At 61.0% G+C, this 13,367-nt stretch carries 21 protein-coding genes; 6 read left to right on the top strand and 15 right to left on the bottom strand.

What is annotated here, in order from left to right; all coding sequences use genetic code 11:
• Positions 1–6 precede the first annotated feature (6 nt).
• The 10 genes from WG898_RS24245 to WG898_RS24200 all read right to left on the bottom strand — a co-directional run bounded on the left by WG898_RS24245 (position 7) and on the right by WG898_RS24200 (position 6,359).
• Positions 7–915 carry a 5'-nucleotidase gene (locus tag WG898_RS24245; RefSeq protein ID WP_339605351.1) on the bottom strand — a complete coding sequence of 303 codons (909 nt, stop codon included), beginning with the start codon at positions 913–915 and terminating at the stop codon, positions 7–9.
• Between the two features lie 9 nt (positions 916–924).
• Positions 925–1,110 (bottom strand): hypothetical protein, encoded by a 186-nt coding sequence (locus WG898_RS24240; RefSeq protein ID WP_339605350.1) that lies wholly within the window; start codon positions 1,108–1,110, stop codon positions 925–927.
• Positions 1,107–1,442, bottom strand: a complete 336-nt coding sequence (locus WG898_RS24235) for a helix-turn-helix domain-containing protein (RefSeq protein ID WP_339605349.1) — start codon at positions 1,440–1,442, stop codon at positions 1,107–1,109. The genes WG898_RS24240 and WG898_RS24235 overlap by 4 nt, the downstream gene beginning before the upstream one ends.
• 115 nt (positions 1,443–1,557) lie before the next feature.
• A complete protein-coding gene (locus tag WG898_RS24230; RefSeq protein ID WP_339605348.1) occupies positions 1,558–2,538 on the bottom strand; it encodes a type 2 periplasmic-binding domain-containing protein in 981 nt (326 codons plus the stop codon).
• Positions 2,539–2,585: 47 nt separating this feature from the next.
• Positions 2,586–2,744, bottom strand: coding sequence for a hypothetical protein (locus WG898_RS24225; RefSeq protein ID WP_339605347.1), 159 nt, complete (start codon positions 2,742–2,744; stop codon positions 2,586–2,588).
• 3 nt (positions 2,745–2,747) lie between these two features.
• On the bottom strand, positions 2,748–3,536 hold the full coding sequence (locus WG898_RS24220) for a hypothetical protein (RefSeq protein WP_339605346.1): 789 nt from the start codon (positions 3,534–3,536) through the stop codon (positions 2,748–2,750).
• A gap of 48 nt (positions 3,537–3,584) precedes the next feature.
• The gene (locus WG898_RS24215) at positions 3,585–4,088 is read right to left on the bottom strand and encodes a hypothetical protein (protein WP_339605345.1); all 504 of its coding nucleotides are present in this window, start codon (positions 4,086–4,088) and stop codon (positions 3,585–3,587) included.
• A gap of 113 nt (positions 4,089–4,201) precedes the next feature.
• A complete protein-coding gene (locus tag WG898_RS24210) occupies positions 4,202–4,513 on the bottom strand; it encodes a hypothetical protein (protein ID WP_339605344.1) in 312 nt (103 codons plus the stop codon).
• 231 nt (positions 4,514–4,744) lie between these two features.
• Positions 4,745–5,845, bottom strand: a complete 1,101-nt coding sequence (gene thyA / locus WG898_RS24205) for a thymidylate synthase (protein ID WP_339605343.1) — start codon at positions 5,843–5,845, stop codon at positions 4,745–4,747.
• A gap of 22 nt (positions 5,846–5,867) precedes the next feature.
• On the bottom strand, positions 5,868–6,359 hold the full coding sequence (locus WG898_RS24200) for a hypothetical protein (protein WP_339605342.1): 492 nt from the start codon (positions 6,357–6,359) through the stop codon (positions 5,868–5,870).
• Between the two features lie 141 nt (positions 6,360–6,500).
• Between WG898_RS24200 and WG898_RS24195 the strand changes: the two genes are divergently transcribed.
• Complete coding sequence (locus tag WG898_RS24195) at positions 6,501–6,758, top strand: hypothetical protein (RefSeq protein WP_339605341.1); 258 nt, start codon at positions 6,501–6,503, stop codon at positions 6,756–6,758.
• Positions 6,759–6,901: 143 nt separating this feature from the next.
• A complete protein-coding gene (locus tag WG898_RS24190) occupies positions 6,902–7,777 on the top strand; it encodes a DNA-binding protein (protein WP_339605340.1) in 876 nt (291 codons plus the stop codon).
• Positions 7,778–7,814: 37 nt separating this feature from the next.
• Here the strand turns inward: WG898_RS24190 and WG898_RS24185 are convergent, their stop codons facing one another.
• Positions 7,815–8,339, bottom strand: a complete 525-nt coding sequence (locus WG898_RS24185; RefSeq protein ID WP_339605339.1) for a hypothetical protein — start codon at positions 8,337–8,339, stop codon at positions 7,815–7,817.
• 106 nt (positions 8,340–8,445) lie between these two features.
• Here WG898_RS24185 and WG898_RS24180 point away from each other — a divergent pair, with 106 nt between their 5' ends.
• The 3 genes from WG898_RS24180 to WG898_RS24170 are packed head-to-tail and all read left to right on the top strand — an operon-like array spanning position 8,446 to position 9,376.
• Complete coding sequence (locus tag WG898_RS24180) at positions 8,446–8,766, top strand: hypothetical protein (protein ID WP_339605338.1); 321 nt, start codon at positions 8,446–8,448, stop codon at positions 8,764–8,766.
• A 6-nt stretch (positions 8,767–8,772) separates the two neighbouring features.
• A complete protein-coding gene (locus WG898_RS24175; RefSeq protein ID WP_339605337.1) occupies positions 8,773–9,099 on the top strand; it encodes a hypothetical protein in 327 nt (108 codons plus the stop codon).
• A gap of 25 nt (positions 9,100–9,124) precedes the next feature.
• The gene (locus WG898_RS24170) at positions 9,125–9,376 is read left to right on the top strand and encodes a hypothetical protein (protein ID WP_339605336.1); all 252 of its coding nucleotides are present in this window, start codon (positions 9,125–9,127) and stop codon (positions 9,374–9,376) included.
• Positions 9,377–9,418: 42 nt separating this feature from the next.
• Here WG898_RS24170 and WG898_RS24165 read toward each other — a convergent pair whose 3' ends face one another.
• From WG898_RS24165 to WG898_RS24150, 4 genes are all read right to left on the bottom strand, one after another.
• A complete protein-coding gene (locus WG898_RS24165) occupies positions 9,419–9,658 on the bottom strand; it encodes a hypothetical protein (protein ID WP_339605335.1) in 240 nt (79 codons plus the stop codon).
• A 151-nt stretch (positions 9,659–9,809) separates the two neighbouring features.
• A complete protein-coding gene (locus WG898_RS24160; RefSeq protein ID WP_339605334.1) occupies positions 9,810–10,592 on the bottom strand; it encodes an ADP-ribosyltransferase-containing protein in 783 nt (260 codons plus the stop codon).
• Positions 10,570–11,271: a hypothetical protein gene (locus WG898_RS24155; protein WP_339605333.1), complete on the bottom strand. Its 702-nt coding sequence runs from the start codon at positions 11,269–11,271 to the stop codon at positions 10,570–10,572. The genes WG898_RS24160 and WG898_RS24155 overlap by 23 nt, the downstream gene beginning before the upstream one ends.
• Positions 11,259–11,540, bottom strand: coding sequence for a hypothetical protein (locus WG898_RS24150; RefSeq protein ID WP_339605332.1), 282 nt, complete (start codon positions 11,538–11,540; stop codon positions 11,259–11,261). The genes WG898_RS24155 and WG898_RS24150 overlap by 13 nt, the downstream gene beginning before the upstream one ends.
• Positions 11,541–12,819: 1,279 nt before the next feature.
• Between WG898_RS24150 and WG898_RS24145 the strand changes: the two genes are divergently transcribed.
• A complete protein-coding gene (locus WG898_RS24145; RefSeq protein ID WP_339605331.1) occupies positions 12,820–13,263 on the top strand; it encodes a hypothetical protein in 444 nt (147 codons plus the stop codon).
• The last annotated feature ends 104 nt before the right edge of the window (positions 13,264–13,367 follow it).

Below are 13,367 nucleotides of genomic sequence, written 5' to 3'. Positions count from 1 at the left end.
TCGGCATTAGACGGGTTCGGCAACGATGCCTTCACCACCGGCATGAACACGACCCGCGGGAACCCCATGCTCGGAAGCGGACTCGATGTTCTGGCCTGTGTCATCGAAGAACATGTCGGCCCCATAAGCGGCCAGGAAGGGCCCCTTGGGACGCCCGGCCAGGAAGAAGGACTCACTGATCGAGAGGTCCCAGGCACGTAGCGTGCTGATAGGTCGCCCATGGCTTGGCAAGCCGCGCGCAGTGAACAGGGCAATGTTCAGGTTTTCCGCCTTCTCTGGAGGCAGTGTTTTCTGCAACTCGCAGAGCTTGGTCAGCAGATGCTTGAATGGGCCCGCGCCAAGAGGGATCTGAGCCTTCAGGAGCTCGGTGTCGCGGAACGCGCCCAGGCCCTGCTGGCGGTAGATTTCGTCGGCTTCAGAGCAGAAGAATACGGAGTCACCGTCAAGCGCAATGCGCACCTGCGTATCGGCTTCGGATTGCTGATGAGCACCAGGCACGATGGACGCCGCTGCCACACCGTTCTCCAGCGCCTTCCTGGCGTCACCAGGTGTTGCGCAGAGAAAGAGATCGGCGTTCATCGCCTGGGCGTACTTGAAGCGGTCGGAGCCGCAAGTGAAGAGGGCCTGCTCGATGTCGAGGCCGTAGGCATGGACAGAGTTCATCACCCGCATGCCGGCACTCGTCGAGTTGCGAGAGAGCAGCACCACTTGGACCCGGTCTCGCCCCTTGTGGCCCGTGCCACTGTTCAGAGCGAGCAGCTTGCGCACCATGCCGAAGGCTGCGCCAGGATTAAGCAGGTCGTTCTCGGTGCGCTGCATGTACTCATCAAAGCCGCGCTGATGCTCGCGTTCGAACACCTGGTTGGCCTCCTCGAGGTCGAACAGGGAGCGGCTGGAAACGGCAATGGTGAGCATGTAGTCGACTTACTTTTGGAGTCCCAAGGCAAGCATTGCTTCCTTCGGACTGCAGATGATCTTGGCCCGGTAGTGCATGACGGCCTCGACCGGCTTGCCGCGACGAATCAGCTTGGCGCCCTTCAGAAGCGCCAGCTTTTTCTTTGCGTCATTGGCAGAGGCAGCGGCGCAGGGCAATGCAGGACTCGGCGTCACGAACGAACCCCCGACTTCACACCACAATCCCGAGCGCTCAGGACAACTGCAGCGCTGCCAACGCCCTTCTTGCGGCCGCCCTTCTTGGGCTTGAACGAGATCGTCACTTCGATGTCGAGGTGGTCAGCGAAGGCCGCGAGCTTCTCTATCGTGATGGCCTGGTTGCCGCGCTCGATGTTGCACAGACTGGTGCGACCCAAGCCCATGGGGGCCGCGACTGCAGCGTGAGTCATGCCGGCGCTGCGGCGCAAATCGCGCAAAACCGGTCCAAGGCCGTGGTTGCGGTCACCTGCGCGGTCGGCGATCAGATCGGGGTCAAGGTGGGTCTGCATGGAAATGTTTGTCAGAGTCGGATCGGGCACAACAGGGCTTGAACTTGGGAACAAACCGCCAGCGAAGTGGATTCGCCGGCGGAGTGGTCACATCGCACCCTAAGCAGTTGTCGGCTTACTTCTTTGCGGACTTGGCGACAGCCTTACCACTAGGAGCCGTGAACTTCGGGACGTCGTAGGTGTTACCCGGGTCCTTGATCTCGTTCCAGCCCGGCTCGAACGAGCCTTCCTGGAGCTCTTGCAGCTTGGCGGTCACGCAGGCCTTGACCTTGCCGACTTCAGCAGCCTTCTCGCCCTTGAAGGGGCGAGAGAACAGGATGTTGGGCATGGCCAGCGCGTTGTTGTTGAAGACGCCCAGACCCTTGTAGTTGATCGTGCGAACGACCTGGCCACCGGCGGCGGGAGCATCGAACGGCACCAGCGACAGGCCCGAGTCCTGCTTCAGGGTCTTCAGCGTTCCGTGGGGCCAGCCGCTCACCGACAGAGCCGCGGCGACGGCACCGGTGCGAACCAGCTCGAAAGCCTTCTGGTCCGTTTCGACGTCGATCAGCTGCATGCCGTAGCCCAGGTTGCGGTCCAGTTGGCGACCCAGCAGCTGGGCCGAGCCGACCAGCGCCACCTTGCGGCCGCGGAGTTCGCTGAAGCGCTGGATCGTGACTTGCTTGTCGTCTTCCTTGCTGATGCCGCCCCACTTCTTTGCGCCGGCGATCATGAAGCCGCCGGCAGAGGTGACGACGTGCAGGTAGTTGTAGTTCATGCCGATCACGCCCTGCAGGCCGGCGATGTTCTCGTCGCCACTCTTCATGGTCGTCCAGGTGTCGAGCTGAGCGATGCCGGCGTCAGCATCCTTGGTCGACATGGCATTCAGGTTGTCCAGGCCGCCGCTCGTGGTCACCTCGCACAGGTTCACTTCAGCGCCACAGGCCTTGGCGATGTCACCGAACAGCTTCGAGTAGCCCTTGCCCTTTGGACCGGTGGCGACCTTCAGGCCATCGCAGGATGCCGACGGCGCATCGTCCAACTTGGCGGCGAAGGCGGCATTGAAGGACAGCAGCACAGCGGCGGCGGCAACAATCAGTTTCAGCTTGGTCTTCATAGATTCAATCCTTTGTCAGTGAGGAAATTTCGTCAGTCGAAAAAGGGTCAGAAGTTGAACTTCTTGGCCGGCTGCTGCAGTTCGGTCGAATCCGTCGTCGACGAATCAGGGTTGGATGGCTTGCTGTCGCCGCCGAAGACGGCAGCGAGGGCGACGATGACGATCAGGGCGGCCGTGCCGGCCCACTTGATGACTTTCCAGAACATGGTTCAGGCCTTCACACGGTCGAGTTGAGGGATGCTGATGGCCGACAGGTCCAGCGTTTCACTGCCGAAGGTCAGTTGCTTCTCGCTGGACAAGCGAACCGCCTCGAGCTCGAGGTCAGCGAAGACCGAGTTGAAGTTGTCACGGACGCTGGAGAAAGCCTCGTCGGCGAGCATCTCGTTCAGCAGGTCCTGGCCGCTCGTCGAGTTCAAGCTGCGCATCGCGGCTTGACCAGCCTGACTGAATGACCACTCGAACTTCTTGTCTTCGATGCGCTCCTGGAGTTCACCGAGCGCGGCCTCGGCGTTCTTGTACTTCGTGACCAGCTTTTCGTGAGCCTCACGCATGGCCTGAACAGACTGCATCTGGCGAGTTGCGTCATAGCCAGGCTTCTTCTTGACGCGGTCATCGATCATGTCCGCCAGGCTCTTGATTTGGGCTCCGATGAGCTTGACGGCTTCCTTGAAGTTGTTGACCTGTGAGCGCCGCTCCATCAGGTAGTTCTGCAACTGCTCGATAGGGTTCTGACGGGCCTCCAGCTTGCGCAGTGCCAGCAACTTGTTCTCCCATTTCTGGCCCAGGTAGGGCAGCGCCTGAAATGCGCCGATACCGATTGCTGCCAGAGCGCCCAGGACCACGAGGCCGGCGCCGGCGCTAACTGCACCCCAGATCAGCGGCGCCAGCAAGGCGAGGATGCCGAGGGCGGCAACACCAGCGGCAAGGCGGACGCCAATCACTCGTCCGGGTCCACTGACCAGGGGCTGAGAATTCTTCGATTCGATGATGTTGCTCATTGGGAGTGGAGGATTTCGGATTGGTTGAACGGATTTCGGAAAGATGGCTCAGGCGACCAGAGCCATGACGGGAACTTGAAACAGCTCCATGGCCTGCACCGCGCTTTCGATCTGGCCAACCGTCGGCACAGCGAGCGCGCGCCGCCAGGTTTTCCAGAGAGCGTTTATCGCCTGGACGCCAGGCAGAACGAAGAGCACCAGACCCACAGGGATCACGATCAGTGACATCAGGGAGAAGAGAAAGGCCTGCGCGACAGCGCCATCGCGCACCACGAAGAGCGACTTGTCGGCGTACGTGACGCCCTGATCCAAATCGCGAACGGCCCAGACCATGAACTTCTCGGCAGGACCCTCGGGCGAAGTCGTGGCCAACACCACATCACCGCCAATCTTCATGACCGGATCGCAAATGCGCGGCACCACCACGTTCTTCAGGATCACCAAGCCATGCGCTGTCTGCAGCTCAACCACCGAGAAGGTATTGAGGTGCTCATCCCACGAGTGGGCGGAAATGTGCGAGATGGTTCCGGCGATGTGGGTGACGGCGCTCATTTGATCCTTTGGAATTGCACACAAGATACGCTATACGCGATGGATTGTCAACCCTGTAAACATATTCCACCAACACTGAACATTAGGAAGTTGCAAACCCTCCAGTGGAGTCGCTACCGAGGCGCTCGCCGGCGAGGTATTTCAGCGGCCGCCGCCTTCTTGGCTTGGGCGTCGACCTTGTGGCCGTCATCGTTCGTTGCGACATAGGCCTGGAACAGGCGAAAGCGTTCGCGATCCAGGGCGGGCTTGCTTTCGATATAGAGCTTGCCGGTCCCCGGGTCAGTGCGGCCTGCAAATTCGAAGTAGTGCTGGTGCTTGGCGAAAAAGGAGTCGAGATCTTTGCGCGCAGCCAGGTGATCGGAGTCGGACTTGAGCTGCTCCGGCGTCGATATCGGCACGAACCTCAGTCGATGCTGCGAGCGCATGCGCTTCGGTGCGGATGATCTTGGAGGACACGAGTATCAGATATCACATGGAAACCAAAGGTACAAAGCACCTCGCATGGCGCGAGGTGCCAGCCGCTTGACCCGCGACTAAGCGGGTCGGCTTTGCCTCCAGGCACTTCGTGCCAACCCGCTGTAGTCGGGGGATGCGCGGCAGATTTGCTCAAGGATCAGCTGCAGGGGAGCAGGGGATGTGCTCACAAATTTCTCCGATCAGGCCGACTTGCTGCCCACAGGCTTGCCGACCGCCATAGCAGCTTTGATGCCTGCGTGATGCTCGTAGCCCTCGAGGGTCAGGTCGCTGGCCTCGAAGCGCTCCAACCATTCCGGCTCATAGCGGCCGGTGGCGGCGTAGGACGGAATGCGGTCGCTCAGCACGGCGCGTGGTGCGGCCTTGGGCAGGCGCCGCATCTGCGTGTACAGCATCTCGAAATGGTTTTCATAGACGTGCGCGTCCGCGAGGCTCACGGACAGCCACTTGGCCTTGAGGCCACTCAGGCGAGCCATGAGCTCCATGAGGGTGGCGGCCGATGCACAGTTGAACGGCAGGCCCAGGCCGATATCGCAGCTGCGCATCGTCATGTGCAGCGAAAGCTCTTTGGCGGCCACGTTGACCGAGAAGACGTAGAGGATGTGGCACGCCGGCAGGGCGATCTCGTCCAGCACCGCCGGGTTCCAGCCATGAAAGAGGATGCGGCGGTCGGCCGGGTTGTTGACCAGCTTGTCCAGGCACTCACGCACTTGGTCGACGGTCTTGAACATCAGGGTCTGCGTTGCATCCTGGCCATCAACACTCGGCACCGTGGCCACGACCTTGAAGCCATTGGCCTCGGCCGCCTCAATGCGTTGAGCAGCCTTCGGGCTCGTCATGTCGATGGTCTTGTAGGCCGGCCACTGACGCCACTGGACGCCGTACACGGGGCCCAATTGGTTGGGGCCATCACGGAAGGGGTTGTCGAGCCAGGCCTGGTCCTCGTTGGCGTTCTGATCCCAGACGCCAGAGCCCAGGGCGCGGAAGATCGAGGAGTCCTTGACGGCGCGCAGGAAGCCCGCAAGCTCGCCTCCAACGGACTTGATGGCCAACTTCTTGGTCGTCACTGCAGGAAAGCCCTTGGAGACGTCAAAACGAAGGAAGGCGCCGTGCAGCGTGACGGCCTTGTACTCGGTGCGATTAGCCTGCAGGACGCCGCTCTTGAGGACATTGCGAGCCAGGCGCAGGTATTGGGCCTCGAAGGAGTTGCTCGAGATGCCACGAATGGCGCGCGCGATGCAGTTGAAGCCGTAGATGAGGGTGGTAGCGAAAGGGATCTTCATGGGAGTCGGGCTCAGGTGGGGTTCAAACAGCAGTCGATGTGGGTTCTGCGACCCAGCCAGACTTCTCGGTGACTTCGGTCCAGCGCTTCATTCGCTGGGTGGCGCCGCTGCACCAGTTGCAGGTGCGCTGCTCGCCATCAACAGACCAGCGGCTGTCGTCGCCGATGAAAGACTGCGTGTGCGCCGGGTCGATGGCGCAACGACCGTTAACAACATAGCTGAGCCAGAAGTCCTCGACCTCGGTCAAAGACTGCACCAAGCGCGTGTGAGCAAAGGTCTCGGTCTTGGCGCCATTGCACAGGATGCTCATCAGGCGCGCGCCGATGAAGAACTCATCATCGGGATATCCGAGCCAGAGAACGCCCTCCGGATCCTTGTAGACCCGAGCCAGGCGCTGCTGCACGGCGTTGCGGCCGCGCTTGAGGAACGCATGGAGGTTGGGGCTGTACTTCGCGCCACGGCGGGGGTCGATTGCCGCGAGGTCGAGATCGTTGTTCTGGAGGGCTTCGGTCATGATGTCGGCATCGTTTATCAATTCAGACAAGATATAACATACACCATCAAGTTTCAATTGGGCAAACTGTTATCCAGGGCAACCTCAGCCGGAATCAAAGTGTCGCTGCGCATACGATATTCAATGCGCTACAATCGTGACATGAGCATCATCATTTTTTGGCAGGCGCCAGACGGCTCCATCGGCCACGAACAATTCAAGGACAAGGAGTTCCAGGCCGCGCAGCAACTCACCGTCGACCTGCGCAAGGCGGGCAATCGGCACGTGTGCTTTTCCTCCGAGCTAGAGAACTGCGTTGGCAAGTCTGGTGTGGATACCGTTGAGAACGGCCACCTGCCGAACGGCGAAAAGTACGACTGGAGCAAGGCGCACCGCGGCGCCGGCCCCCGCAATAGCTGAACCCTCCGCTCTGCCAGCTCGCAAAAGCCCGAGAGGGCAATGCATGTGCTGCCGCCCGGGCGACAACTGAGTCGTATCGTATCGAGTAGTATCGATACATTACCAATACGATACAGTAGCGATACCCAATCGCAGGAGTCCCCATGGCCAAGACAGCTGTTACTGAAGCTGAGGTGCACCGCGCGTGTGACGACATGCTCCAGCGCGGGGAGAGGCCGACCCAGGCGAAGCTGGTCAAGCTTCTGGGAGGGAGCAACACCACCGTTGGCCCATACCTCAAGACCTGGAACCTGGCTCAGGACGCCAAAGAGCGGGAGAGGCTGAGTCCTGTACCCACCGAGCTGACCGCGGCTTGGGGCATGGCGCTACGCCAGGTCCGCTCTGAGGAAGAGGCCAAGTGGGCCGGCCGGATCGCAGAGCAGGACGAGCAGCTGGCTGAGCTGGCCACCACCCAGGCGGCACTCTCTTCGCGCGTACAGGAACTGGAGGCCGCCAACCTGCAGTTGGCGACTGAAAGGGACAGGCTGGCAGGAAGGTTGGAAGCTGCGCAAGCTGGGATCGAGTCCGCGAATGCAGAGCGCCAGGCGGCTTTGGTCCATGCCCAGGATGCCAAGGTTTCTCTTGGCCAGGCCACCCAGACGATTGAAGGCCTGCGGGCGCGCGTCGAGGACTTCCTGGCTCGTGTCGCAGATCAGGAAGCGGGGATCCAGTCACGAGACGGCAGGATCAAGGATCTGGAGAGGGATCTGGCGCAAGCACAAGCCGCAACTCGCGAACTTGCCGCAGCCTCCCAGGCCGAGCTGCGCCAGGCTGCGCTCGAGCTCGCCGGGGTGAAGGCGCAGCAGAGTGCGGAGTCGCGCGCCAGAGAGGGGTCTGAGACCAGAGTCCAGGCCCTGGAGGCCAGACTGGGCCAATACGACGCAGCGATCAGCCGTGCCGCGGCCGCTGAATCGGCCGCAGATGAGCTGCGGCGCCAGGTCGAAATGCTGCAGGGCATGCTGCCGGCCACGACAAAGTGATGTCGCACGGAGCCGATCCGTGCACCCGACCCAAGGACTACGGGAGCGAAACGGTCGAGATGAAGGTGATCGTGTCTGTCGTGTGGAAATGGAACGGCGCGACCTTCAGCGTGAACGGCGCGTCCGGATTGAAGTCACCTTGAAGTGCCAAGGTGATCGGCTTCTTGGTGCAGCTGTAGCCAAAGTCGAATCCCGGGATCACCGACACGGTCTTGCCACCTTGCTCTACATAGAACCTGTCGGGATCCACCAGGAATGATCCCTTGCATATGGCTGGGTTCTCGTTGATGCGAACAAGCAACTGGCTCTTGCCTGCTGCGTTGGTGTCGATCCAAGCCTTCAGGCTGAATTGCTCCTTGGCGACGGGGTCATAGGTGGCCTCCTTGGCCCTTGTGGGAGCGACATCAGGATATGCCTTCCCCCATCCATTGTCGGGAGGGAAGTCGTCAACGCTCCAATTGCACTCAGCGCGAGTTTTGTCGAAGGCAGCCGGGAAACCATCAGCTCGGTAGCCGATGTTGATGTAGCCGATCTTCAGCTCGAGATGACGCAGGCGATGCATAGATTTCAGCGAAGAGATGACCTGACGGATTCGGATGAACCTTCTGCAGTCGTGATGGTTGCAGTTCAAGGCTCCAGGTGATATCTGGGTTGCACACAACATTGAGATGCTGATGACCGCAAGCGACAACCAGGCACCGAAGTTCAGCCTCGAAGAGCTGGCGCACTTCAATCGATGCCTTTTCCCGGGCGACTTCGAGCGCGACTTGATCCAAGCCGGCGCTACCGCGGGCGCCGCGAGCGCGCTGGCTGACTGGGTCCGCCGCAATCCCCAGGCAGGAATCGTGGGCGTCTACCAGGAGTTCGCCATTGGCGACAATGACCTCCAGATCATCATCAACCGGATGCTGTCTAGCTTCATCCAGAAGCGAGACCAATCACTGGCCGTCAACGTTGGCGAAAAGCAGCGCTCGGCCCGACCAAGGTAAGAGAACATGAACATGCAGCCTTCTATCGATGACATGCTGAAGCGCGTGATCCACCCGTGCGATGCCTGGGCCCGCGGCGCCAAGCATGAGAACTGGCAATCTGCATTGGTCGCCATGAATGATGGAGCCGTGCTTGCAGGGCCAATGCCATCTGTCGGTGCCAAATCGGTGCTGGGCATCACCATGTTCATTGACGCAGTGAAGGCCGCGAACCTGCACGCCTACCTGACCGACTACGGCCTGGTCTACCTTGGCTTGAAAGAGAACTTCTCGCCTGCGTTGCTGTCGATGCAAGAGCGAGAGCGAGAGGCCTCGCAGCTTTGGTCCAAGTGAACGTCCACAAGGAAAGTCTCCTGCCATGAGCGCCCCTCGTTTGCCGTCGAACCCGTTCTCCATCAGTGACCTGAGGCCGCAGGCGAATACCTGGACTGCCGAATCTGTGGAGGCCAAGTACGCGGGCAAGCCAATGGACGCCATGGCAACGGACTCGATCCAGCGCGATCTCGACGAGATTCGCGCCTGGGACAACTACGAGCGGTGCACATCACCAAATCGGGAAGCTGCCAAGCAAGCCTTGCAAGCGCTTCTTGATCGCAGCACGCGACATTGAAGGTTGAGGGTCGTCGCGCGTGACGATCAGTTCACGGGCGATCTAAGCGCCAGCCACATCAGCAGGGGTGACACTCCAGCGCGGCAGCGAGCTCATCAGGATCAGGACACCAAAGGGCGTGCCGATTGGGAAGGCGAACAGCAGCGAGATGCCGGCGAAGATGGAGCCGATCCGAGCCCACCTGGAACAGCGCCGCGCTCCCAGTGCCAGGATCACGTGCAGCACCATCGGCGGCGCAGCCATGGCCACCAGGGGCCACGAGGTCCTCAGCATGTCGCCCAAGACCAGCACCGTGAAGATCGCGACCGTCAGCAGGAAGTAGAAACCGGCGCCGACTTTGTGTCACAAGGCAGTCTTGCCGTGCAACGTCTTCGGGAACCAGGTGCTGAGTGCGGAAAAGCGAAAGACCATGACATCCACGCTTTCTGTTGACTCAGGCCCGCATCCGGGGCCGGGACTGATCTTTGGATCTCGAAAGCTGCGCGTCCAGGCCCGGGCTCGGATCTGAGTCCGAGATATCGGGGGAGTCTGGACCGAAGAGTCCGGAGTTGGAAATCGCGCTCTTGATTTGCTGGGGTTTGAAGACCACGTAGTGGTTCGCCACCGTCATGCTCTCGGTGTCCGCGGTGTTGAGGAAGATGACACCGTCATGGCCGGCCGCCAGTGCCTGCTTGATGACCTTGGAACCTTCGCCAGTGCAGTGGGCTGCGCCCTTGACGTCCACGATCAGCGGGCTGCGAATGACCAGGTAGACCGGAACCACGTTCTGCCCGACGGCGCCTTCACGTGTTGGGGGGATGTCGTGCGCCTCGAGCTCGTGGGTCAGCTCGTCAACACGAGCATGGTCCCTACGGCGCTCTGCCTCCGCCATGTCGCGCAGCAGCTGGGCAGTGCGCCGCTCATGCTTTTCGACTTCGGAGATCACGATCCGCGCCGCCTTGTTGGCGTAGTCCTCGGCGACGATCTCACTGTCCGAGAACCAGAAGCCGAGCTTCGAAGAGGTCGAGTAGGTGCTGGAGCCCAGTCGCTCCTCATCGAAGGAAACAATGGGCTGATTGGTGCCGTGGAAGATTGTCAGCGGCACGCCGGCGGCGTCGACGACGCAACTGCCGGCAAACCAGGCGTCGAAGTTCTCAGCGCAGGTGCGACCGTTCGAGGTCTTCCGGGTGTCGGACCATGGCGGGACGCGGGCGCTACCAGGTGAAGGAGATTTCATTGAGGCCATCACTGGTGACAGCGCGCATGGAAGCAACGCTGCGGGTTGAATTCGGTACCAGGCGCTCCCATAGGTCACCGTGTGCCTCATCGGGCGCGGGGATCAGGAGCATGCCTTCGGTGAGGATGGCGCCAGACGACATCGGGGTCGTGCGCTGGCGCTGCATGAGCATGAAGACTTGGCGGCCAAGAGCTCGAGCCGTTTCTTTGACGATGAAGACGCCGGCGGGCGCCTTCGAAGTCCCGACCACGAAAGCCGGGAAGGGCGGCCGAACGACCAAGGTTCCGTGAGCCGCAAGCATCCCGCCGCCGATGATCTTCGTCGGGGCCTGGACTCTCTCCTCAAGCATGGCATCCGTGACGGACGGCGTCCGGCAGGTCTTGATGTCGTCGGCGTAGATCGGGCCCAGCAGATTGCGACCCTCATCCTGAGCCTTGACCATCATGACCTTGGCCGCCTCGATGACGTCGATTGGTGTCCCCGGAATGCCGCGTTGGGTCATGTAGGTGCGCACATCATCGGCGGTGTAGGCCGAGATCAGCATGGCCTCGGCTTCGCTGGTGTCGATGGACCCGAAGGTGGCCTGGTAGCCTTCACGCGCCACCCGGCGCCAGAAGGCTGTCGCAGCCAAGTCCTCAATAGCCTTGGCGGCTTGCGGAGTCAGCTTCAGCGCAGCCATCCAGACATCCGGATTTCGGTAATGCGCTCGCGCAGCCGCTTGTACAGCACAGGATCTGACAGCTGCAAATCCTCTGGAGCATCCTGCGTGGCCATCAACAGGGCGCAGGCCATCTCAACCTTGGCCTGCCGAGCTTCAGCCGACTCCCCGGCGCACCGCTTGAGCAAGTCGCCCAGGGTCACATCGGAGCGAAGGACCCGAATTGCAATGCTGCGGCGGTCGCGCTCAGAGACGGAGTCGAGAATGTTGGCGGGCAGGGAGGTATTCATGAATGTACTCACGAGCTCGAGATATCACCTGTTGGCTCGTTGCGCAAGAGTGGGCTCCTGTGTATCAACAGAACAGAAGCGAGTTTGGGTCAGTGCATAGAAAAAGGCCAGCATATGCTGGCCTTTTCGCCAATGGTGACGAATGAATTCACATGCAGCGGGTCACCGCGACGCATTCATGTAGTCTGTCGCCGTCCAGCCAACCGACCGCGAGGTCATTGAGCTCATACTGACACTCCAAGACCCGAAATAGCGCCCTGCGTATACGCTCGTCTGGTAGTAGTCCAACGGGCCACCATCAGCGTCTGTGGATACTGAGATTGAGTCGCCTGAGAGTTCGATGGAGTAGCCGATCGTTGTACGCCCATTCGACATATTCCCAGACGGAAGCACGCCGCTGCAATACGGAGTGGAGGCGGAGACTGTACAGCTACCTAGCGATGCGGTACCGGTCCCGTCAACCGTCAAGCTGAGCACCTGCGCCCAGGCAGGCGCGCCGTCTCCAAGGTGGTAGGGCACCATCAAATTGACCACGCGAGGTCCGATGGCTGGACCCGGGGGAGCGGCAACCTCGCACTTTTGAGTGACGGGGTTGTATAGCATCGATGCCGGACACGTTGAAGTTACTGCCGGGGCTGTTGCGCTAGCAATGCCGTAGTTTCCGATTGCTGTGGCAGAGCATGTACTAGACCCCACAGCCGTTGCCGCCAGCGTTGCGCTGCCGGCAGCACCGCCAGATGCGGCGCCAGAGTTGGCGCCAGAGCAACTGATGGACACTGTCGTTGTATATGCAGCCGACCATGAAATCGTGAATGATGACCCAATGGGAGCAGACGTTGGGCTTACCGTGAACGATGAAAAATAGGGCGGAGCGCCGCAGGTCGATCCGACATAGACCTGGCCTGCTGGGCAGCCAGCGGTGACCGTCGGCGCCGCACTTGATGCACCCCCCGATGCGTTGGTGGCCACCATCACGCAGTCGGTCGATCCCGGCCTTGTTGCCGGCAACGAACCGGACCCGCCAGAAGGTGGATTCAGTGCGTACGTTGCGGCCGATGCGCCTGAGCATTGGATCTGTGCTGAAGTTGCGCCACTACTCCCCCAATTCACCGAGTAGCTGCTGCCGACATTGACGGACGCTGGGCCAACGGTGAAGCCAGTGATAACGGGCGGGGAACCTACCGTTGGAGCGCATGACGATCCATTCCATGTTGAGCCGACAGGGCAGCCACATCCGGATCCAGTCCAAACTTGACCGCCAGAGCAATTGGAGGCGCACATGGAACCATCCCAGGAGGTCCCAGCAGGGCAGGAGCCAACGCATGAAGAGCCATCCCAGATAGTGCCGGCAGGGCACGAGCTGACGCAGGCGGCACCAGTCCAGGTCTGCCCTGCAGGGCAGCTACCTACACAACTGGTGCCGTTCCAAGTCTGGCCTGAAGCGCACGAGCTGACACAGGCGCTGCCGTTCCAAGTCTGGCCGGCAGAGCAAATACTCGCGCAACTGGATCCGTTCCAGGAGGTGCCCGACGGGCAGATGCTGGCGCAGCTGGATCCATCCCACGAAGTGCCACCCGGGCAGGGAACGTGGCACCAGCCGGCCGAACTGTCCCAGCTCGTGCCGCCAGGGCACATGCAGGTCTCGGCAGCGCCGGTATTGAAATACTGGTTGCCTGGGCAGGACGGAATCGGCAAGCAGTCGCTAGTCGAGACAGACTTGTAGTAGCCGGGAGGGACGGTGCCAGCCGCATACCAAGGAAACGGGATGTTCGGGCAGTACGTTTTCTGCATCGGAGCTGTCGTCGAGGTCGACGACGAATCCGGCAT

Source organism: Paucibacter soli (assembly GCF_037482845.1).
Taxonomy (GTDB): Bacteria; Pseudomonadota; Gammaproteobacteria; order Burkholderiales; family Burkholderiaceae_C; genus Paucibacter_B; species Paucibacter_B soli.
This window is presented reverse-complemented; position numbering and strand designations above follow the sequence as displayed.